Source organism: Serratia sp. PL17 (assembly GCF_017832355.1).
GTDB lineage: Bacteria > Pseudomonadota > Gammaproteobacteria > Enterobacterales > Enterobacteriaceae > Serratia.
This window is the reverse complement of sequence record NZ_JAFIBY010000001.1, coordinates 1,010,418-1,032,324: the sequence shown is the minus strand read 5'-3', so window position 1 is coordinate 1,032,324 and position 21,907 is coordinate 1,010,418. Positions and strand designations below refer to the sequence as shown.

Sequence of the window (21,907 nt, the reverse complement as noted above, 5' to 3'; positions counted from 1 at the left end):
AACATTCACTGAAAACAGGAAGTTTGAACCATGACGAGTATTCTGCAGTTATTCCAGGCCATTGGGCTGGGTTTGGTGCTACTGCTGCCGTTGGCCAACCCACTCACTACGGTCGCGCTGTTACTCGGTCTTTCGGGTAACATGACGCGTGAAGAACGCAATCAACAATCACTGATGGCGTCGGTCTATGTGTTCTTCATCATGACGGTAGCGTTCTATGCCGGTCAGTTAGTCATGAACACTTTCGGGATTTCTATTCCCGGCTTGCGTATTGCCGGTGGACTGATCGTGGCATTCATTGGCTTTCGTATGTTGTTCCCGCAACAGCGCGCGGAAGAGGCGCCCGAGGTTGAAACCAAGAACAACGAATTGCGTAAGAAAACCTCCGTCAATATCGCTTTTGTCCCGCTAGCCATGCCCAGCACCGCAGGCCCTGGGACCATTGCCATGATCATCAGTTCGGCCTCAAGCGTTAAAGAAAACACCCTGGGATTTGCGCATTGGGTACTGCTGGTAGCACCTGTAGCCATCTTCCTGACGGTCGCCGTTATCCTGTGGGCCTGCTTGCGCAGCTCCGGCGCTATCATGCGTCTCGTGGGTCAAAGCGGCATTGAGGCAATATCACGCCTGATGGGGTTCCTGCTGGTGTGTATGGGTGTGCAATTTATTATCAACGGCATATTGGAGATCATCTCCACTTACACCCCTGCCGTCGCCTGACCGGTTAAACGGGCGCGATTGCCGCGCCCGCTTCACTTATTTACCTGCCGGCGCCTGCGCGCCTAGAATCCCCTTGCCTTCCGGCACTTCGGTAAATCGACTGAGGATCTCGCTGTAGGTTTTCGCCGGGTCCAAATCCTTGAACTGAGTCGGATAGATAAACTTCGCCAGATACTCGAGTCCAACGATATTGTAAGGATGATTGTAGAAGTTGTGGTAGATGCCATAGAAGCGCCCCTCTTTCACCGCGGAAAGCTGGGCAAAGCCTGGGCGTTGCTTCATTTTGTTGAACGCATCATCAACCTGCTGTTGCGTCACACCATAGCCAAAAGGCACTGCGGCGTTGGTTTTGCTGGCCCACTGGGAGCCGGATACAATATAGGCATCCGGTTTCATGCTGATCACTTTTTCAAGGGATACATCACCCGTCGCGCCCGGTAACAGTGCTGAACCCACGTTGCGTGCACCTACCGCCTCAATCATCCCACCCCAACCAACATGCGCGTGCGTGAAACAGCAAGACTCCAGCCCATTCAGGCCGGCTTTCGCCTCAATAAACACCAGCGGCTTTGGTTCTACCGTTTTGGTTTTATCGAGGATGTGCTGATAGTGCTGCTGATAAAAGTCGGTGTACTGCTTCGCCTCACTTTCACGGTTTAGCGTTTCCCCCAATAACGTGATGCTCTTCGGGGTATTCTCCACTGGCTTTAGCATGGTATCGATAAACAACACCGGGATATTCAGTGCTTGCAGCTTGTCCAACACGCCAGTCTGGCTCAGCGACGGTTTAGAACGCAGCTGCGCTACCATCAGGTCAGGGTGCTTGGCGATGACGCTTTCCAGGTTAACCTCGCCCTTGTCGCTAAACCCCATATCAATAATGTTGTTTGCTCCGGGCCACTTACTCTGCAGGATTTTCCAGGTCTCACCATCACTTTTCTTCAGCAGGTTGTTCCATGCCACCACGCGGGTAAAGGGATCGGCGCGGTCAAGCAAGGCCAGCGCCAAAATATCGCGACCGTCCTGCACCACAATGCGTTTCGGCTCTTGCTTAATGGTCAGGGTTTGACCGGCGGCATCAGTCAGGGTGAGTGGATAAGTGGTCGCCATTGCCTGAGCAGACAAACCACAGGCGCAGGCTAAAGCCAGCAGGGTCATTCGACGGTGCACGTAACACTCCTTAGCGTAGGAAATTAATCCAGAAATAATAATGAGAATTGCTCCCATTATCAAAGAGAACGCCAGACGAGTTTTCGGTTAATTGAAAAGAGATGTGAACAAGAACAAGCTGGTGCGCCGGAGCCGGCGCACCATTGAGATTAAATCAGGCCGTAGATCAACGCCGACAACGCAATCAGCCCCATCACCAGTACGAAGACATTACTTAACGCGCGATAGCGGCGCATTGCAGGTACCGCTCGCACTGCATACATCGGCAGAATAAATAGGATCGCCGCGATGAGCGGGCCGCTGATGGTTTCGATAATATGCAACGCACTCGGATTCCAGACCGTCGCCGCCCACGTCAGCAGGAACAGTAACACCGCGGAAATTCGGTGCGTAATACGCGAACTTAAGGGTTTACCTACCGCACGCGTCAGGCCGTCAATCAGGCTGGTCGCCCCTTCTGTCACCCCCAGAGAAGTACCCAGATAAGACTTGGCCATCGCGAGCATCGCCATCATCGGGCCAAGATAGGCAATCAGTGGATTAGAGAATTTATTCGCCAGCGTAGTCAACACGGTGATGTTTTGCTCTTTAGCCTGTTGCATATCTTCATGAGACAGGCTTAACACGCAGCTGAAGACAAAGAACAATACCGTGACGCAGATCAGGACATAGCTATAGCGCATGATACGTGCGCAGCGGCGTTCAGCCAGATCGCCATACAGACTCTTTTGGGTCGAAGCAAACGACGAAATGATCGGCGCATGGCTAAAAGAAAAGACCATTACCGGCACAGCCAACCACAATGAATGCCAGAGATCAGGGCTGTTGAATTGCGTATTGGCCAGTCCGTTAACAAAGTTGGCCGTTTGCCAGGTGGGCATCAGGTACAACGAAATCCCCATCAAAAACACCAGCAGCGGGAACACCAACATCCCCATCGCCGAAACAATGGCGTCTTTGCCGCGCAACAGAACCAGGTTCAACACAACCACGACTGCCAGGCTCAACCAGATACGTGGCAATGGCGTGATATGAAACTGATGGATTAGGAAGCTGTCGAGCGCGTTGGTAATCGAAATGCTGTACACCAGCACAATCGGAAAGAACGCCATCAGGTACAGCACCATGATGATTTTACCGGCCAGCACGCCGAAGTGCTCAACCACCACATCATGAATATTGCCGTCGCGGCTAGAGCCGGAAAGCACAAAGCGGCTCAGTGCGCGATGCGGTAAATACGTCAACGGGAAGGCAAACAACGCCATCAGCACCAACACTAACGGACCATTTAAACCGGCGTTGATGGGCAGAAACAGTGTACCTGCACCCACCGCCGTAGCGTAGAGACCAAACATCCAGAGGGTGTCGGTTTTATTCCATTTGGCCGGCTGGGCGGAAGCCAGCGTACCTGAATCGGGAGAAATCGTACTCATAGGAAAGCTTACCTTAATCTGCGGCGACAACGATTGCGCCTAACGGGATATCCTTCTCCGCGAATTTTTAATAATAATCAGTGGATTAACTCAGAATTTCATTCACATACCTGATAAAAGGACGGCAAAGGATAATTAAAAATGCTGTCCGGGTCCATCTCTCGCTTGCTGAGTGTCTACTTAGCGAACAATTATCGCGGTAAAAACCGCCACGGGGAGCACAAAAAGCTGGGGCCTCTTACGAGGCCCCAGTCGGCGTTACTTGTTAGCGTCCGGGTGTTCCGGTACCGCTGCGCTGCCCATCTCCTTCTCATCGCGGATCATCGAGCGGTCTTTACGCACGCTGGCCACGTCAGAAGCGCTGATAGGCTTGGCGCTGTTACCCCAGCTTGAGCGAATGAAGTTAACCACATCCGCCACCTGCTGGTCATTCAGACGCCAACCGAACGGTGGCATGGTGATGTTGGATACAGCCCCTTTCACCGCTGGCGTTGTGTTGCCGGTCAACACAATGTGAATCAGCGACGTCGCGTCTTCAGTTTGCACGACCGGGTTACCTTTAAGCGCCGGGAAGGCGCGCTTGTAGCCTACGCCATCAGTACGGTGGCAGGCTGCACAGTTATCGACGTACAGCGCCGCCCCCGGTTTGCTGTCGTTACCACGCCACAGATCCTTGGCGACGCTGTCTTCGACAGGCACTGCCTGCTGCTTGCCATCTTTCGGTGGCAGCGTTTTCAGGTAACGCGAGATCGCCGTCAGGTCTTCATCGCTCAGGTACTGCAAGCTGTGCTCAACCACGTCGCTCATACCGCCGAAGACGATCGACTTGTCATTACGACCGGTTTTCAGGAATTCGGTCAGCTCGGCTTCACTCCAGGTCCCCAACCCGTCCTTATTGTCACCGCGCAGGCTCGATGCAACCCAGCCATCAATCGGTGCATTACTGCCGGACAGATAGTTATCACCGTCGTTATTGCTCAGTGCCTTTTCCTGCATGGTGATGCTACGCGGCGTATGACAAGCACCGCAGTGCCCCAAACCTTCCACCAGATAACGACCACGTTCAATGACGGGATCGGCCTTGGCATTAGCCACAAAGTCCGCAGGCGCCGGCGCAAACATGCCACGCCAGATGCTCAACGGCCAACGCATCGACAGCGGCCAAGGGATGTCTGAATCCTTATTGGCCTGCTCCACCGGCTCCACACCGTGCATGAAATAGGCGTACATGGCGCGCATGTCGTCCTCTTTCACCAGCGCGAATGACGGGTACGGCATTGCCGGGTAGAGCGTGCTGCCATTTTTGGCGACACCCTTACGCACCGCATTGTCGAACTCTTCGAAGCTGTAATCACCGATACCGGTTTTCTTGTCCGGCGAGATATTGGTGGAGTAAATGGTACCGATCGGCGTTTCCATTGCCAGGCCACCGGCAAAGGCTTTACCGCTTTTACCATTGGTGTGGCAGGCCACGCAGTCACCGGCGCGCGCCAGATACTCGCCGCGCTTGATCAGCTCACTGCTGACCGTGGTGTCCTGCGCCCAGACGGAGAAACTCAGTGCACTGAGAACCAGTGCGGGAACAAATGCTTTCATCAGTCGCCGTCCTTATGCCTGCACCAAAGGGCCTGGGTTTTTCAGATACTGCTCGCGGATGGCGCGTGCAGACCAGTAAGCCAACGCGGCTACGGTGCCGGTCGGGTTGTAACCCAGCCCCTGCGGGAACGCCGACGCGCCGATCGAGAACACGTTATGCACGTCCCAGCTTTGCAAATAGCGATTTACCGCGCTGGTTTTCGGATCTTCACCCATTACCGCGCCGCCATTCATATGGGTGGTTTGGTAGCTGGTCGTATCAAAATGGCTGTTGGCGTTTTTCGGACTGCCAGAGATCAGTTTCGGGTTCATGGCCTTGGCGATCGGTGCCATTTTGTCGAACATGAACTGCGCCATCTTGATGTCGTTTTCCTGCCAGTCGAACGTCATACGCAGCAGCGGTTGGCCGAACACGTTCTTGTAGTTAGGATCGAGATCCAAATAGTTGCTGCGATACGACTGGTGCGCGCCGTGGGCATCCATCGAGACATGATGGGTATAGGCATCCGCCACCGCCGCTTTCCATTTGCTGCCCCACGCCGGAGTGCCTGGAGGGGTTGGCAATCCAGAGATGGGTTTAGTGCCCGCCTGGTTGACCCAGAACGGCGAGCCGCCGACGAAGCCTTCTTTAGCATGGTCAAAGTTGTCGGCGTTGAAGTCGTCCACACCTACACCATTACCGCCGGCACCAATGAACGGGTTGGTAAACACGTCCTTGTCAAAGAACGCCTTGATGGTGGTCAGATTCTGGTAAGCGAAGTTACGCCCTACCACACCTTCACCGGTTACCGGATCGTAAGGCTTGCCGATGCCAGACAGCAGCATCAGGTGAACGTTGTGGAACTGGAACGCACCCAGGATCACCAACTCGGCTGGCTGTTCGATTTCACGGCCCTGCGCGTCGATATAATTCACGCCGGTTGCACGAGATTTATCGTCGGTCAGGTTCACCTTCAACACGTTGGCGTTGGTGCGTAACTCGAAACGCTTCTCCATCCGCAACGCCGGCAAGATATTGACGTTCGGCGATGCTTTGGAATACATGTAACAGGCATAGCCGCTGCAGAAACCGCAGAAGTTACATGGCCCCATCTGCGCACCGTAGGGGTTGGTGTAGGAATCTGATGTATTGGCTGACGGCAGATTGTAAGGGTGATAACCCACGTCCCGCGCCGCTTTCTCAAACAGCTGTGCAGAAAACGTATTCTTCTGCGCCGGCAGCGGGAAGTTGTCTGAACGGTCCGCCGCAAAAGGGTTTCCGCCTTTCGTCGCCATCTTCTGGCCTTTGACTGTCCAGGCCGTGCCGGACGTGCCGAACACTTTCTCGGCCTTGTCGAAGAAGGGTTCCAGCTCGTCATAGGTTACGCCGAAGTCTTGAATGGTCATGTCCTTCGGAATAAAGCTTTTGCCATAACGTTCTTCGTAGTGGCTACGCATGCGCAGCTCGATAGGATCGATGCGGAAATGCACCCCAGACCAGTGCAGACCTGCACCACCCACGCCGGTACCCGGCAAGAACGCCGCCAACTGGCGATAAGGTACCGCTGTCTGGCTGGTATTGTGACGAATCGTCACGGTGCTTTTAGACAGGTCCTGGAACAGTTTGCGGCGAATATTATAGGTCAGTTCGTCAATCACCTGCGGGTAGGAACCGTCCGGGTAGGTATCGCGCATCGGGCCGCGCTCCAGCGCAACCACGTTGAGGCCAGCCTCGGTCAGTTCTTTGGCCATAATGGCGCCAACCCAGCCGAAGCCGACGATCACCGCGTCTACTTTTTTCATTACCGTTGCCATTGTTAACCCCTCTCCCCACGAATTGATACCGGGGGTAAGGGATAACGCTCTCCTCGCTCGACCCAGTCCATAAAATCGGCGCGCGCGCCCGGAAAATTAATGAGCTTCCAACCGACCATGTCTTTATTACCACCATGGATCGGATCGCTGAAGAAACCTTCGCGGGTGTTTTGCAACAGGTAGGAGAAAAACAACTTGGCAGGTAACTGCTGGAATTCCGCATCACCAGACTCAAACTTTTGCAGCATGGCGTCCTGCTGCGCAGCGTCTAATTCGGCAAAAACTTTACCGGCGGTTTTCTTGCTGTAAGCGTCGGCATCGGCAATACCGAGGTTGTAGATTTGCTTCGGCACCAACGGCAGCTGGTAACCCATTTCCTTCGGCACATCCGGGTTAAACGGTCCCTGCATGTACCAAATAGAACCGGTAGCGTAAGGGGTATTCATCTGACGATCGATAAATTCCGGTACGCCGGCTTCCAATGCGCCAGGACCGCGATCGTCAGCAGGGATCAACCGTGCCGTCGCCGCCTTGACGAACGCCCACTCTTCCGGGGTGAAGAACGTAGGCTGGTAGTCATTTTGTTTAGGGGTATCTGTCGCCGCAACCGCCGGCATGGTGGCTGTCAGCGCGCTAACGCCACTGCCGCCAATCACCGCTGCGGGGATTAAAGTCATCGATTTCAACAGGAAATCGCGCCGTGAATTGTTAGTTTTATCGTCCGACATATCACATTCCATCCAAAGATAATCACAACTATTTAACCTCAACCTTGCGGTCGATGCGGGTTTTAAACATAAATTGTTACCTATTTGTCTATTTATTGAAGGCCACAAAGTGAGCAAACGCAAAAATGTTACCGGTAACTTATTGAATGAACGTAAAGATTTGGTTGGTAATGTAAATTTAACTATTTGTGCGGTTTTTTAGGTAACAGGATGGGAAATAACGAAAAATGAGAGTTGTATCGCGATTTTACTGCGCGCCGATAAAAAAACGGCCCCATTAAGGGGCCGTTTAATCAACGAAATCTGAACTAGGGTGACATTGCCTGGTAGGCCGTCGTCACTTTCCATAAATAGCGCGGCGCCTGCGGGGCTGGGTGCTTTTTCTGGATGTGTTGATAAAACTCATCCGGGCTCATTTGATTGATGCGGTTTACCGCCACGCGCTTATCTGATGAGAAGGTGCGTAACATGGCACCGGCCCCATTCACATAAGAAACAATGGTGGCATAACGCAATGTTTGTGGATCATTGATCCCGGCTAGCTGCTGGCTTTGAAGAATATTGATATAGGCTGTTCCCAGATCAATATTGACCGCCGGATCCTTCAACTCACGCGAGCTTGGCTGCCCGCTTCTTCCTTTAAGACGATAGGCATCACGCCCGGCGGTTGAAGGTTTCAGCTGCATTAACCCTACTGCGTTCGAGGTGCTGACTGCGTTCGGGTTAAACCCGGACTCCACCTGAATAATCGCTTTAATCAGCGTTTCGTCAACGCCATAACTGTTGGCGGCCTGACGAATATAATCGTTATAGGCTATCGGTGTCCCTGTGCGGTTAACCGGAGCTTGCGGGGGGGTCTTTAACCAACCACCGCGCGATGTGCCACTGCTTAAATTATTGTTTGCGTTTTGCGGGTCTTTGGCGCACCCCGACAAAAGCAAAATTGCCGTCAGGCAACCTATTTTTGTTTTCACAGAATCCTTCACCCCTTTCAATGAGTTGCGTAGCATATACAACTTGTAAGGACGCCTGTACGCTTTTTTTGGTCTACTCTCAAGCTACTCGTATACCAAGAGGTGATTTATGAGTCAATCTGCAACGACGTGTTTTGTGGTGACTTTTCGCTACCAGGAAGAAGGATTAGCTGATTTAGCCAAGCTAACAGGACAATTAACCCTTCAGGGATTTGTCACGTCAGTGACTGACGAACAAGGCGTTCCACATGAGCTGGGCAGCAACAGTTTTGCGTTAATAACCCCGCTGGATCAAAAGGATGTACTGTTGTTGGCACAGAAGCTGGGTGAGGTCGCACTGAGGAAAACCCCGGAGGTCGATATTGTCACCTATGACGACTACGTTAAGCGGTTACATACTGATACATAAAATGCTATAACTTACGGGGCGGTATTATTTTTTCGTGTTGAGGAAATAACCGGCAGTCAACCTGCAGGTGACGCTTGACTTTGCTCTAATTGATATTGATAATCATTTTCATTTGAGCCAGGAGATGTCACCATGCTTTTGAAACAATACATTTTTCCACGCCTTTCTATTGTTCGGGCGTGGACATGTTGTCGCCCTTTCGCACTGATGTGCCTATTAGTGAGCGCCAGTCTGACTAGCCATGCTGCCTTGGCGGAAAAAAAATTGCGCGTGGTGACCACCTTCACCATCATCCAAGACATCGCTCAAAACGTGGCCGGTGATGCTGCCGTGGTAGAGTCAATTACCAAACCGGGCGCCGAGATCCACGATTACCAACCGACGCCACGCGATATCGTCAAAGCGCAACATGCAGATCTTATTCTATGGAACGGCATGAATCTGGAGCGCTGGTTCCAACGTTTCTTCGAGAACATTAAACAGGTGCCCGCGGCGGTAGTGACTGAAGGCATCACCCCACTCCCGATCCGTGAAGGCCCCTATAACGGCAACCCGAACCCGCATGCCTGGATGTCCGCCACTAACGCGCTGGTGTATATCGAGAATATTCGCAAAGCATTGGTGCAATACGATCCTGCCAATGCGGAAACCTATAACCGCAATGCCAAAGCCTATGCGGCCAAAATTGCCGCGTTGGACGCCCCATTGCGCGAACGCCTGGCGCGCATCCCTGAAGCCCAGCGCTGGCTGGTAACCAGTGAGGGTGCCTTTAGCTATCTGGCGAAAGACTATCAGTTAAAAGAAGTCTACCTGTGGCCCATCAATGCTGATGAGCAAGGCTCACCGCAACAGGTTCGCCGAGTGATCGACGCCGTTCGCGCTCATCATATTCCTGTGGTATTCAGCGAAAGCACCATTTCTGACAAGCCGGCCAAACAGGTGGCGAAAGAAACCGGGGCAAAATATGGCGGCGTGCTGTACGTCGATTCGCTATCCACTCAGGGCGGCCCGGTCCCTACCTATATCGACCTGCTCAATGTTACCGTACAAACCATTGCCAAAGGATTTGATCAATGACCACTGAGGTTTTTGTCCGCCCAGAGTTAAGCGTGGACGACGTTACCGTGACCTACAACAACGGACATACCGCTATCCACAACGCCAGCTTCAGCTTGAGTGGCGGTGCAATCTGCGCGCTGGTGGGCGTTAACGGCAGTGGCAAATCGACACTATTCAAAAGCATCATGGGGCTGGTGCGCCCCACCACGGGGCGCGTTCAGCTAAACGAACAACCAGTCGCGCAAGCACTGAAGAAAAACGTTATCGCCTACGTCCCGCAAACCGAAGACGTCGACTGGAATTTCCCTGTGTTAGTGGAAGACGTGGTGATGATGGGCCGCTATGGCAAAATGAACTTTCTGCGTATCCCATCCAAAGAAGACCGCTTACGGGTCGATAAAGCATTGGAGCGCGTTGGCCTCAGCGAGCTGCGTACCCGCCAGATTGGTGAACTGTCTGGCGGGCAGAAAAAACGTGTCTTTTTGGCACGCGCTTTGGCCCAGCAAGGTACGGTGCTGCTGTTGGACGAACCCTTTACCGGCGTCGACGTCAAAACAGAAAACGCCATTATCGACCTGCTGCGTGCGCTGCGCGATGAGGGGCACCTGATTCTGGTCTCTACCCATAACCTGGGCAGCGTGCCGGAATTTTGCGATCGGGTCATCCTGATTAACCGCACCGTGCTGGCCGCCGGTCCGACAGAAACCACCTTTACCCAGAGCAATCTGGAGCAGGCATTCGGCGGCGTACTGCGCCATATCAACCTCTCAGGCCCGGATCTGCACGACGATAATGACCCGCGTACCGTAACGGTCTTGACCGACGATGAGCGTCCAGCGGTGTTCTATGGGCATACCAAGAGCGATCCCCCGGCACAGAGCCAGCCAAAGGAGAAACAACCCTGATGCTGGAATTCCTGTTACAACCCTTCAGCTACAACTATATGGTCAAGGCCATTTGGGTTAGCGCCATCGTCGGTGCCGCCTGTGCCTTCCTTTCGGCCTACCTGATGTTGAAAGGCTGGTCGCTGATGGGCGATGCGCTATCGCACTCCGTCGTGCCCGGCGTCGCAGGTGCCTATGCGCTTGGGCTGCCTTACGCTGCCGGGGCCTTCTTCACCGGTATGCTGGCTGCATTGGCCATGACGCTAGTGCGTCACGTCACTCGCCTGCGCGAAGACGCCATTATCGGCTTTATCTTTTCCACTTTCTTTGCCGTAGGCCTGCTGATCGTTTCGCTCAACCCAACGTCGGTTAACGTGCAATCCATTATCTTCGGCAATATTCTTGGCATTGCTGACGAGGATGTATTGCAGGTCGAAATTATCATCGGCGTTTCACTGCTGATTCTCTGTCTGGTCTGGAAAGACTTGCTGGCGGTGTTCTTTGACGAAAACCACGCGGTGTCTATCGGCCTGTCACCGCTGCGCTTGAAGATCCTGTTCTTCACGCTCCTTAGCGCCTGCACCGTCGCCGCCTTGCAAACCGTTGGCGCCATTTTGGTGATTGCCATGGTGATCACACCGGGTGCTACCGCTTATTTGCTGACAGACCGCTTCAGCCGACTGGTGATCATTGCCATCATTATCGGTGCGCTAACCAGTGGCCTTGGTGCATACCTGAGCTTCTTCCTTGACGGCGCAACCGGTGGCGTGATCGTCACCTTGCAAACGCTGGTGTTCCTGGTTGCATTTTTCTTCGCGCCCAAACATGGCCTGCTGGCGTCCAAGCGGCGTGTGGCGCATGAACAGACCGGAGGCCACTGATGGAAACCCTGTATCAATTGCTCAGCGAACCTTTCGCCTACCCGTTTATGCAACGAGCGATCTTGGCCGCCATAGTTACCGGTGTCGTCTGCGCCGTTTTGTCTTGCTATCTGGTGCTCAAAGGCTGGTCCCTGATGGGTGACGCCATCTCACATGCGGTACTTCCAGGCATTGTGGTGGCATTCGTACTGGGCATTCCCGTGGTTATTGGCGCATTTTTTTCCGGCATTTTCTGCGCAGTGGCTACCGGCTACCTGAAAGAGAACAGCCGGGTGAAAGAAGACACGGTGATGGGTATTGTCTTCTCCGGCATGTTCGCCTTCGGGCTGGTTTTGTTTTCACGCATCGACACCGATCAACACCTGAGCCATATCCTGTTCGGCAACATGCTGGGTATTACCAATGCAGAGCTGAAACAAACCCTGCTGATGGCGGGTATCACCCTGGTTGTGGTGCTGCTAAAACGCAAAGATCTGATGCTCTACTGTTTCGATCCTAACCATGCCCGCGTTATTGGCCTGCCGGTAAAGCTACTGCATTACGGGCTACTCTGTCTGCTGGCATTGACCATTGTCGCTTCGTTGCAGGCGGTGGGGGTTATTTTGGTGATTGCGATGCTGATTGCGCCGGGCATTATTGCCTTTATGCTGTGCCGCAGTTTCGATCGTATGTTGATCGTCGCTACGGTGGTGTCAGTCTTCTCCTGCGTGCTAGGCACCTTGATCAGCTTCCACATTGATGGCGCCACGGGGCCCTGCATTGTGATCGTTCAGGCCATTCTGTTCGTTTTCGCCCTGCTCTACAGCAAACTCAAACCGTTACAACGTCACGAAGAGAACTTACTCACCGATAAACGCTAAAATGGATGGCGGTGCACCATTGCGCCGCCACTTCGTATTAGTGTTGCTGGTAGATATCCGGTCGAACGATATGCCAGACAAAATCCTCACGATTAACCGCTTCGTAACCCACTTTTTGGTACAACCAGGGGGCAGTGCCAGTCACCAACATAATCCGTCGCAACCGTTGCAGCACAGGGTGTTCCAACGTGCAATCCATCAGCCAACGCGCTAACCCCTGCCCCTGATAATCCGGGGAGACAAAGACATCACACAGATAACCGAAAGTGGCGTAATCCGTCACCAGACGAGCAAAACCAATTTGTTGCTGCTGATAGTACAAACCGAAACACAGGCTGTTGTCGATTGACAGTTGCACCGTCTGCAGCGAGATACCGGTCGCCCACGTTGAAGTGGTCAAAAAAGCATGCGTAAAGACAATATTTAAATCACTTTTATCACTGGTGATCAGGTATTCACCGCGTTGCCATTGCTGATTTTGCTCCATTTCCTCTCATCTCATTGATAATGAAGGCCATTAAAGGTTTCTACTGTCGCGACATGTGCAATCAGCCTACTAAACATTACCCCCATACCACCAAGTTGCAACATGCACAGTGCTTAAATTAATCAATAGCGTATATACTTTGAGCAAACGCGGGTGGCGAGAAAATCGCCGATTGTTGGTGCCAGCTGTGCGCCAGGTCGTGTTTTCACAAGGCTAAAGACGCTAGCAAGGCACCATCCGATTCTCTATTTCAGCCTCAGAACAATGGAGTTGGCCATACAAGAAAGTACCGCCGTCGATTTCTTATAAACTTCACGTTTCTCTGTCACATCTCGATCAAATCTCCAGTTCATTACATAAACAACAGGCGCATTAGGATATTGGCCGATAAAATCTCGATATAACTTTATTTGTGAGAATAGTTTCTCATCGTTCATACCTAATGATGCCGTTGAGGGCGGGACCAATACCCACTTTGGGCTTTCTTTATTAGATTGAGGTGCGACACGATTATATGTTTCCCACATATCAGATAGCGACCAATCATAGTTATCAACACCCACCCAATCAGGTGAACTTTTGTCTGCAAGCGGACAGGCTGACGCTGGTGCTCCATTCTGTATTTCATTGAGATATGCTGGAACTTGTGAGTGACGATATGAAAGTATCGTATAAATAGGTATCGAAAGCCCATGGTTTTTCATGGCCTGCCTTACTGTACAAACATAGCTGGAATATTGGTATGCATCATAGATTTTGTTTGTCTGTAATGCAGGCACATCAAAAGGTTCATCAATGAAATAAATAGCCGAGGGCTTATTTTTGGCAGTACTGATATCCTGAATTATTTTCCAGATATTTTTCCATGAACCAGCAGCCTGACACTCACTGTTAGAGGCTGCCCCAGGGCAGATATCCACAAATGGTGAACCAGCCGTTACACCTGAACCAGCTTGAATGTTAAGCGCACACATTCCATTCGCGCAAATTGGCAAGTTTAAGTTTTTAATTGAATGAACAACATTAAGGTTTGTTGCACTATACCCTGCTCCATAGATCGAATTAAACGCGTCAGTAGCACTAAAAGATGGATTACTAACATCATAAAAATCCAACCAATCATAACCATAATATTTAACATTATCATTTGCTGACGCAGACCATGATAAAAAAACCATCAACCAAATCAGATAAACACGTTTGAATTTCATACTTTCTCCTTAGAAAACAATAACAGCATCTAAATATCGCTCTATGATGGTATTACTTTACGAACATAAAAAAATGCCATCTATGTTGTGCCATTGATAACCAATCACGTATAGGTGTAGCAATACTTAATGACTCGAAATTAACAAATCACCTTAATTAAAAGTGAAAAGCCACATGGCGTTATAGAAGTCGTGGAATAGGAGCGAGCATTAAAGAGATAACGCATTGTTTAAATGCGATCGTTTGACTCATTGCTCAGGATATCTTCCAGCAACATAAATGCGTATCTCGCATTTATGTTGCTGGTGATCAAACAGTTACCGCGTTGCCATTGCTGATTTTGCTCCATTTCCTCTCATCTCATTGATAATGAAGGCCATTAAAGGTTTCTACTGTCGCGACATGTGCAATCAGCCTACTAAACATTACCCCCATACCACCAAGTTGCAACATGCACAGTACTTAAATTAATCAATAGCGTATATACTTTGAGCAAACGCGAGTGGCGAGAAAATCGCCGATTGTTGGTGCCAGCTGTGCGCCAGGTCGTGTTTTCACAAGGCTAAAGACGCTAACCTAATGAATTCGCAGGCAGCACAGAGGGGGTGTACCATGTGGCAAGCCGTTAGTCGTCTGTTAAGTGAACATCTTGGCAGCGCAGAAATCCGCGAAAGAATCGAACTGCCCGGGGGCGATATTCACCCTGCATGGCGCGTGAGTTACGGTGACAAGCAGGTGTTTGTCAAATGCGACGCTCGGGAACTGCTCCCCATCTTTACGGCTGAAGCCGATCAATTGGCGTTACTGGCACGCAGTAAAACCGTGCGGGTCCCCGAGGTGTACGGCGTTGGTAGCGATCGCGACTACAGTTTCCTCCTGCTGGAATACCACCCCCTGAAACCCCTTGACGCCCACGGCGCTTATTGTCTCGGCCAACAGCTGGCGTATCTGCATAAATGGAGTGAACAGCCGCAGTTTGGCCTCGACTTCGATAACGATCTGTCCACCACGCCACAGCCCAACGCCTGGCAGCGTCGCTGGTCAGAGTTTTTTGCCGAGCAACGCATCGGCTGGCAGTTACAGATGGCCGCGGAAAAAGGCATGACCTTTGGGGATATTGATGAAATTGTCGACATCGTCTATCTGCATCTCCAACACCATCAGCCGCAACCTTCTCTGCTGCATGGCGATCTGTGGCCAGCCAACTGCGCCATGACCGCTGAGGGCCCACTGCTGTTTGATCCGGCCTGTTATTGGGGAGACAGAGAATGCGATTTAGCGATGCTGCCGTTATATCCGGAATTGCCACCGCAGATTTATGACGGTTACCAGAGCGTATGGCCTTTAGAGAGTGGTTTTATCGAACGTCAGCCGCTGTATCAGCTGTATTATCTGCTTAACCGTAGCAACCTGTTTGGTGGGCAACACCTCGTCAAGGCTCAGCGTGCTGTGGACGCATTGTTACATCCTGAACAACAGTAAAATCAAGGCGCTGAACGCAGCGCCTTGCCTTTATCTGACATCAAGCCGCGCCAGCCAACTGGCCAAGCAACTTGATCACAAACCAGGCGATCACGGCAATCACTACCGGCAAAATGTACAGCGGGAAGTATTGCAGCAAGATGGTGTGATGCGGCAGCGTAATTCGTTCTTCCAACTGCGCACGCGTATGACCTTCACTCCCCTTGGCCTGCTCAAGGATCATTTGATCCTCCAACCCTTCGCGAATAAATTTCACCTGACGTGACATGCGCGCGCCCGAAGCCTGGAGTGCCAGCCCGACAAAAATCAGAATATAAATGATGATGAACATCAGATTAGCACCGCTAAACAGGCTTTTTTCTACGTCAGGCACCGGCGAGTTATACCAAAAGATATTCAGAAACGGCGTATTGAAGCGCACCATATCTACCATTACGTGAACGAAATCCAGCATCACCGCATTAATGCCTGCCGTCTTTTCACTGTGCTGATACACAAACATCAACATAGAGATCAGCGTCGACAGCAATGCAGGGATGAAAACCACCCAACCAAGAATACGTTTTATAATGGCAATCCGCCCAGCCTGTTGATACGTCATGTGTTCCCCTTGTAAGTGACGTAATCGTAATTGCTTAAGTCTACCTGTAGTTACTGAAGCTCGCCCATCGTTTTCTTCAGCGTTACTGTGCTACAAGCGTAGCCGGGATCATCCAAAGTCGACAGATCAATAGCGACCGCTCGTTACCATTAATCGTTATATAGTTAAATAAGTTCGTCTCGACAGGAGTCTGCATGATTCGACTGATAATCTTATTGCTGGGTGCGAAGGCATTGCACAGCCAGCGACGCTTGCTGATGTTGTTTGGCTGGGTATGGGTAGCCATCGGTGCACTTATGCTGTTCGACGTTTTGCAGGACGGCCGCTCCGTTCTGGCATTGGATGCGCTGGCCGTGCTGTTGGCGCTCGAGGGGCTGGTGGCCATTTCCGCCGCGCTGGTGATTGGCTCCTCCGCAAGCCGCCCGGTATTGTTGAAAGGGCTCGGCTTCTTGTTTTTGGCCTTCTTGGTGCTCGACGTACCCGCCGACGATAACATTGTCGCCACGCTGGTATTCGGTAGCGCGTTATTGCTCGACGGCGCAGTTCGCATCGCCTCATCTACGGTGATCCAACACAGCCGCTGGAAACTGGTTGCACTGGCAGGCAGCGGCGAAATTCTGCTTTCGTTGATGATCTTTGTCGGCTGGCCGGTGCCGCACCGAATGACGGTGCCTTTTTGCCTCGGCGTGATGATTCTGCTTTCCGGTTGGGCGCTGTTGCGCATTGCCCGGCAGTTAGGGAGCTTTGCGTTGAATCAGAACCCAACGCCGGAGCCCCCCACGTTAACGGGGACAGATGAAATTGCCTTGCTCACCCTGTATATCTGGACACCGATGGGTTCAGCAAAAGATGCCCGGCGACGTTACATCGTTGATCGTTACATCGCAGCCGTCGACGGCAACGGGAATATCTCCACGGGCCACGCAGCCTTGGCGCTGGCACCGGACGTGTATATCAGCCACTACCCGCTTAACGATATCAGCCAGTCCACACAAGATTTTCGCCAGTTGCTGCATTCCGGTGAGAAAAACAACGTCGACGGCCGATTTCTGCCGGGTTTGCAGCAGGAAGTGGCAGCCTGGTGTCCACCGGACAAGAAAATTCAGTTCCATCGTTTTAATCCCACCGCACTACGCGCTTTTTGGCAGCGCTACCATCAAGACGCCACCTACAATCTGACCCGTCGTAACTGTTCCACCACGGTCATTTTGGCGCTCGACAGCGCACTGGAAGGCGTACTGGGTGATAAACATCTGTGGCGTCGCTTCCTGTTGCTGATACTCGATCCTAACCTGTGGATGTTGGCGGTGCTGCGCAGCCGTGGCGAAAGCATGACCTGGACACCGGGATTGGTGCTGGATTATGCGCGGATGCTGCAGCAGGTTACCGAACGTCAACACCAGCGCTGGTGGCTAAAACTGCAGGATATGTGGCGTATTCTGCGGTATGGCAAGGCTCGGCCGCGCAGGCAAAAGTTTTAGTCTCCCCGCCGGCAATGGTAAAGTGTTGGCCACATTCACCGGCGCCGGCAGGAGTTAACCGCTAATGGCCTATTCGCAACGTATTGAAACCGCTATTTTTGATATGGACGGTTTATTGATCGATTCAGAACCGCTGTGGCTCCAGGCAGAGCTGGATATTTTTGGCGCACTGGGGTTGGATTTGTCTGACCGTCACAAGCTGCCAGATACCCTGGGCCTGCGCATCGATCTGGTGGTGAAAATGTGGTACCAGGCCATGCCGTGGCAAGGTGTTTCACAGGAAGAGGTTTCCGGCCGCATTATCGAGCGCGCTATCGAGCTGGTCCGCGAGAAACGCCCTCTGCTGCCAGGTGTACAACAAGCGCTGGAGCTGTGTCGCAGTCTGGATCTGAATATCGGCCTGGCTTCCGCTTCGCCACTGCATATGCAGCAGCAGGTGCTGAAGATGTTTGATCTCGACGGCTACTTTGACCAACTGGTCTCCGCCGAATATCTGCCTTATAGCAAACCGCATCCGGAAGTGTACCTGATCGCCGCCGAACGCCTCGGCAGCGATCCGCTGCACTGCATTACTCTGGAGGACTCCTTCAACGGCATGATCGCCACCAAAGCGGCGAGAATGCGTTCAATCGTGATCCCTGCGCACGAATACCGGCACGATACACGCTGGGCATTAGCGGATCATAAACTCGATAGCCTCGAACAGTTGACACCCAACCACCTGACCTGATCTGCATGGCATCGGTTTAATCTTAATCCGATGCCATGATGTCTATCTTCCCCCCTAACCCGCAAGCCAATGTCTAAAACCTGCTCTCCGTCATAAAATAAATAAAACGTTATTTCATTTTTATTGAGTTACCGTGCCACCCTCCTTATGCTGGAGCAACAAGAAAGCACCGGGCGGTTGGCGCAGGTTGTCACTGCCACGCAGCCGAACGCTCGCGTCCGGCGCTTTCTCCCTCACCAACCGCCTTAATGTCGCAAAAGTGCACAACGATTGGCCATTTAAGTAACAAGCCGTTGTAAACCCGAGAAAAATAAACAATTGGTTACAGGGTAACTGCTTCCACTACTGGGAATTTTCCCATATACTGGATAAATTAACAGTTTATCAGCCGGAACAGCAGTATGACCGCGGAAGGGCATCTTATTTTCTCTGTCGCTTGCGCGATTTTCGCCAAGAAGGCCGAGGTGACACCATCGCTTGCTACCGGCGACTGGTGGCATATCATCCCTGCCGCGCTGCTGACGTCGTTACTCCCCGATATCGATCACCCCAAATCAGTGCTGGGTCAGCGCCTGCGTTGGATTGCCATTCCAATTTCACGCGCATTTGGCCACCGTGGCTTTACCCACAGCTTACTGGCAATCGCTGGCGGTATGGCGTTGTTCCAGCTCGATGTACCGCGTAGCTGGCCCATCCCTGCCGACGTCCTGCACGCCATGATTATTGGTTACTTCAGTCACCTGCTGGCGGATATGCTCACCCCTGCCGGAGTCCCCTTACTTTGGCCCTGCCGTTGGCGTTTTCGCTTGCCACTGCTTAATTCTCAAAAAGGCAATCAACTTGAGCGCGCCCTGTGTCTGTGCCTGGTGGCTTTCGCCATCTATTGGCAAGGCGGGTGCACCATCCCAGTGCAGTCATATTTTGAGCAGATAAAAAATATCAGACTGTGATCACATAAAAGTGCCCACTTAGCACCCATAAAGCACATTAATTAAACAAATTAGCACATGGAGTTATATCAAATTCCATTTGGATATAAGTGAGCCACCACGCAAACTGTTACGATATTTAGTATTGCTACGCCATGGTGCATAGCCATTTTTATATAAGAAAAATATTGGAGACATTGGGGATGAACCTTCCGCTCGTTATTAACGTGGTGATTTTTGTCGCCCTTCTTTTGCTGTTGGCGCAAACCCGCCACAAGCAATGGAGCCTGGCGAAAAAAGTCCTGATCGGCCTGGTCGTGGGCGTGGTGTTCGGTCTGGCACTGCAACTGGTCTACGGCTCGGACAACCCGGTACTGAAAGAATCCATCAGCTGGTTCAACATTGTCGGCAACGGCTATGTGCAACTGCTGCAAATGATTGTGATGCCGCTGGTATTCGCCTCTATTTTGAGCGCGGTTGCCAAGCTGCATAACGCCTCTTCCCTGGGGAAAATCAGCGTCCTGACTATCGGTACCCTATTGTTCACCACGCTGATTTCAGCGCTGGTGGGCGTGCTGGTGACCAACCTGTTCGGCCTGACTGCTGAAGGCCTGGTGCAAGGGGCGCAAGAAAGCGCGCGTCTGTCAGCGATCCAAAGCAACTACGTGGGCAAGCTGGCCGACCTGACCGTACCGCAGATGGTGTTGTCCTTTATTCCTAAAAACCCGTTTGCCGACCTGACCGGTGCCAGCCCAACGTCGATCATCAGCGTGGTGATCTTCGCTACCTTCCTCGGCGTGGCGTCGCTGCAACTGCTGAAAGACGACAAGCCTAAAGGCGAACGCGTGCTGGTGGCGATCGATACTCTGCAGGCTTGGGTGATGAAACTGGTACGTCTGGTGATGAAACTGACTCCATACGGCGTATTGGCACTGATGACCAAAGTGGTCGCCGGCTCTAACGTCCACGACATCATCAAACTGGGTAGCTTCGTCGTCGCCTCATATCTGGGTCTGGCTATCATGTTTGCGGTGCACGCTGCCCTGTTGGCATTCACCGGTGTTAACCCGCTGAAGTTCTTCCGCAAGGTATGGCCGGTCATCACTTTCGCCTTTACCAGCCGCTCCAGCGCCGCCAGTATTCCACTTAACGTGGAAGCGCAGACCCGTCGTCTGGGCGTGCCGGAATCCATTGCCAGCTTCTCGGCCTCGTTCGGTGCCACCATTGGCCAGAATGGCTGCGCGGGCTTGTACCCGGCGATGCTGGCGGTCATGGTTGCCCCAACCGTCGGTATTAACCCGCTGGACCCGGTGTGGATTGCGACCTTGGTCGGGATCGTCACTATCAGCTCCGCCGGCGTTGCCGGTGTGGGTGGCGGCGCAACCTTCGCCGCTCTGATCGTGCTGCCGGCAATGGGCCTGCCAGTTACGCTGGTTGCCCTGCTGATCTCGGTTGAACCCTTGATCGACATGGGCCGTACCGCACTGAACGTCAACGGCTCTATGGCTGCCGGTACCATCACCAGCCAGCTGATGAAGCAAACTGACAAGTCCATTATGGACAGCGAAGACGAAGTCGAACTGGCTCACCAGTAAATTTCGTCAGCACTAAAAAAACCGGGGCTTTCACCAGCCCCGGTTTTTTTATATCTGGGAAACGACTATGGCCGTTCACCCTTCGCCAACCGCTGATTGATTTCGGCAATCACCCCCGGCAGTTGTACCAATGTATCAATCACGTAGTGTGCCCCGGCAGCATACAACTTATCCGCCGCCAACCTGCGCCGCCGTTCAATCTCTTCATCATTCATTTGCTGGTATTCCTCCCAGGTGGCGCCGAATTCGTTACCCGACAGCGCCAACCCGATGCTCCACATCCCCGCGTTGATCCCCTCGCTGATACCCGGCACCGCGTCGTCCACCTTGACGCAATGCGCCACGGCATCAATACCCAGCATAATCACGTTCTGTAACGCCATCCACGGCCCAGGACGGCCGCCAACGGCCAAATCATCCGTCGATACCCAATGGTCCGGCGCATAGCCACGCTGCGCTGCCGCAGGTGCTAATACCTCCATCACTGCACGCGGATAGCCTGAACAGGAGCCAATCTTGACGCCTTGTTCACGTAACGCGGCAATCACCTGCGGAACCCCCTCAATAGGGTCGGCAAAGTCGATGACCTTGGCAATTTGCAGCGGCATAAAGGCTTGGTACAACGCATCAATATCTTGATGGCTCATAGAACGACCGAGCTTTTGTTGCCAGCGCGCATCTACCGCCGGCAGCTTGCCCAAAGCTTCAATGTGCTGCCACTTGCCCAACCCCATTGGAACACGTGCTTCAGCCAAGCTAATGTCGATATCAAAGGTCTGCTTAAAGGCTTCGACAAAAATCTGCGTCGGCGCAAAAGAACCAAAGTCCACTGTCGTACCGGCCCAGTCGAGAATCACTGCGTTAATCTGGTTCATGGGTATC

The 21,907-nt window shown here is 52.4% G+C and carries 21 protein-coding genes; 11 read left to right on the top strand and 10 right to left on the bottom strand.

The window, feature by feature from the left end; genetic code table 11:
* Nucleotides 1-30: 30 nt before the first annotated feature.
* Nucleotides 31-720 (top strand): MarC family NAAT transporter, encoded by a 690-nt coding sequence (locus JOE25_RS05115; RefSeq protein WP_209633007.1) that lies wholly within the window; start codon nt 31-33, stop codon nt 718-720.
* A gap of 36 nt (nt 721-756) precedes the next feature.
* Here JOE25_RS05115 and JOE25_RS05110 read toward each other — a convergent pair whose 3' ends face one another.
* From JOE25_RS05110 to JOE25_RS05085, 6 genes are all read right to left on the bottom strand, one after another.
* Nucleotides 757-1,890 (bottom strand): ABC transporter substrate-binding protein, encoded by a 1,134-nt coding sequence (locus JOE25_RS05110; RefSeq protein ID WP_209633006.1) that lies wholly within the window; start codon nt 1,888-1,890, stop codon nt 757-759.
* A gap of 149 nt (nt 1,891-2,039) precedes the next feature.
* A complete protein-coding gene (locus JOE25_RS05105) occupies nt 2,040-3,323 on the bottom strand; it encodes an HAAAP family serine/threonine permease (RefSeq protein WP_209633005.1) in 1,284 nt (427 codons plus the stop codon).
* Nucleotides 3,324-3,581: 258 nt separating this feature from the next.
* A complete protein-coding gene (locus JOE25_RS05100; RefSeq protein ID WP_209633004.1) occupies nt 3,582-4,919 on the bottom strand; it encodes a cytochrome c in 1,338 nt (445 codons plus the stop codon).
* A 12-nt stretch (nt 4,920-4,931) separates the two neighbouring features.
* Nucleotides 4,932-6,713, bottom strand: coding sequence for a GMC family oxidoreductase (locus JOE25_RS05095; protein ID WP_209633003.1), 1,782 nt, complete (start codon nt 6,711-6,713; stop codon nt 4,932-4,934).
* A gap of 2 nt (nt 6,714-6,715) precedes the next feature.
* Nucleotides 6,716-7,441, bottom strand: coding sequence for a gluconate 2-dehydrogenase subunit 3 family protein (locus JOE25_RS05090; protein WP_209633002.1), 726 nt, complete (start codon nt 7,439-7,441; stop codon nt 6,716-6,718).
* Nucleotides 7,442-7,749: 308 nt separating this feature from the next.
* On the bottom strand, nt 7,750-8,415 hold the full coding sequence (locus JOE25_RS05085) for a transglycosylase SLT domain-containing protein (RefSeq protein WP_209633001.1): 666 nt from the start codon (nt 8,413-8,415) through the stop codon (nt 7,750-7,752).
* Between the two features lie 109 nt (nt 8,416-8,524).
* Here JOE25_RS05085 and ghoS point away from each other — a divergent pair, with 109 nt between their 5' ends.
* The 5 genes from ghoS (at nt 8,525) to JOE25_RS05060 (ending at nt 12,508) form a co-directional block, all read left to right on the top strand.
* The gene (gene ghoS / locus JOE25_RS05080) at nt 8,525-8,824 is read left to right on the top strand and encodes a type V toxin-antitoxin system endoribonuclease antitoxin GhoS (RefSeq protein WP_209633000.1); all 300 of its coding nucleotides are present in this window, start codon (nt 8,525-8,527) and stop codon (nt 8,822-8,824) included.
* A gap of 132 nt (nt 8,825-8,956) precedes the next feature.
* Nucleotides 8,957-9,901 (top strand): metal ABC transporter substrate-binding protein, encoded by a 945-nt coding sequence (locus tag JOE25_RS05075; RefSeq protein ID WP_280921262.1) that lies wholly within the window; start codon nt 8,957-8,959, stop codon nt 9,899-9,901.
* Nucleotides 9,898-10,788 (top strand): manganese/iron ABC transporter ATP-binding protein, encoded by an 891-nt coding sequence (locus JOE25_RS05070; protein WP_209632999.1) that lies wholly within the window; start codon nt 9,898-9,900, stop codon nt 10,786-10,788. The genes JOE25_RS05075 and JOE25_RS05070 overlap by 4 nt, the downstream gene beginning before the upstream one ends.
* Complete coding sequence (yfeC, locus tag JOE25_RS05065; protein WP_209632998.1) at nt 10,788-11,648, top strand: iron/manganese ABC transporter permease subunit YfeC; 861 nt, start codon at nt 10,788-10,790, stop codon at nt 11,646-11,648. Before JOE25_RS05070 ends, yfeC begins: the two co-directional genes overlap by 1 nt.
* Nucleotides 11,648-12,508 carry a metal ABC transporter permease gene (locus JOE25_RS05060; protein WP_209632997.1) on the top strand — a complete coding sequence of 287 codons (861 nt, stop codon included), beginning with the start codon at nt 11,648-11,650 and terminating at the stop codon, nt 12,506-12,508. The genes yfeC and JOE25_RS05060 overlap by 1 nt, the downstream gene beginning before the upstream one ends.
* A gap of 37 nt (nt 12,509-12,545) precedes the next feature.
* On the opposite strand, the gene JOE25_RS05055 is transcribed toward JOE25_RS05060, so the two are convergent.
* Together JOE25_RS05055 and JOE25_RS05050 are read right to left on the bottom strand one after the other, a co-directional pair.
* On the bottom strand, nt 12,546-12,995 hold the full coding sequence (locus JOE25_RS05055) for a GNAT family N-acetyltransferase (RefSeq protein WP_209632996.1): 450 nt from the start codon (nt 12,993-12,995) through the stop codon (nt 12,546-12,548).
* A 245-nt stretch (nt 12,996-13,240) separates the two neighbouring features.
* Entirely contained in the window at nt 13,241-14,206 is a 966-nt protein-coding gene (locus tag JOE25_RS05050) for a hypothetical protein (RefSeq protein ID WP_209632995.1), read from the bottom strand.
* A 613-nt stretch (nt 14,207-14,819) separates the two neighbouring features.
* Between JOE25_RS05050 and JOE25_RS05045 the strand changes: the two genes are divergently transcribed.
* Nucleotides 14,820-15,689: a fructosamine kinase family protein gene (locus JOE25_RS05045; RefSeq protein WP_209632994.1), complete on the top strand. Its 870-nt coding sequence runs from the start codon at nt 14,820-14,822 to the stop codon at nt 15,687-15,689.
* Between the two features lie 40 nt (nt 15,690-15,729).
* Here the strand turns inward: JOE25_RS05045 and JOE25_RS05040 are convergent, their stop codons facing one another.
* Nucleotides 15,730-16,290 carry a YniB family protein gene (locus JOE25_RS05040; RefSeq protein WP_209632993.1) on the bottom strand — a complete coding sequence of 187 codons (561 nt, stop codon included), beginning with the start codon at nt 16,288-16,290 and terminating at the stop codon, nt 15,730-15,732.
* A 194-nt stretch (nt 16,291-16,484) separates the two neighbouring features.
* On the opposite strand from JOE25_RS05040, the gene JOE25_RS05035 reads away from it, so the two are divergent.
* The 4 genes from JOE25_RS05035 (at nt 16,485) to JOE25_RS05020 (ending at nt 21,025) form a co-directional block, all read left to right on the top strand.
* Nucleotides 16,485-17,771 carry a protease gene (locus tag JOE25_RS05035; RefSeq protein WP_209632992.1) on the top strand — a complete coding sequence of 429 codons (1,287 nt, stop codon included), beginning with the start codon at nt 16,485-16,487 and terminating at the stop codon, nt 17,769-17,771.
* Nucleotides 17,772-17,835: 64 nt separating this feature from the next.
* A complete protein-coding gene (gene hxpB, locus JOE25_RS05030; RefSeq protein WP_209632991.1) occupies nt 17,836-18,501 on the top strand; it encodes a hexitol phosphatase HxpB in 666 nt (221 codons plus the stop codon).
* Nucleotides 18,502-18,902: 401 nt separating this feature from the next.
* Nucleotides 18,903-19,451 (top strand): metal-dependent hydrolase, encoded by a 549-nt coding sequence (locus JOE25_RS05025; RefSeq protein WP_209632990.1) that lies wholly within the window; start codon nt 18,903-18,905, stop codon nt 19,449-19,451.
* A gap of 182 nt (nt 19,452-19,633) precedes the next feature.
* Nucleotides 19,634-21,025, top strand: coding sequence for an L-cystine transporter (locus JOE25_RS05020; RefSeq protein ID WP_209632989.1), 1,392 nt, complete (start codon nt 19,634-19,636; stop codon nt 21,023-21,025).
* A 65-nt stretch (nt 21,026-21,090) separates the two neighbouring features.
* Here JOE25_RS05020 and phnX read toward each other — a convergent pair whose 3' ends face one another.
* A complete protein-coding gene (gene phnX / locus JOE25_RS05015; protein ID WP_209632988.1) occupies nt 21,091-21,900 on the bottom strand; it encodes a phosphonoacetaldehyde hydrolase in 810 nt (269 codons plus the stop codon).
* Nucleotides 21,901-21,907: the final 7 nt, after the last annotated feature.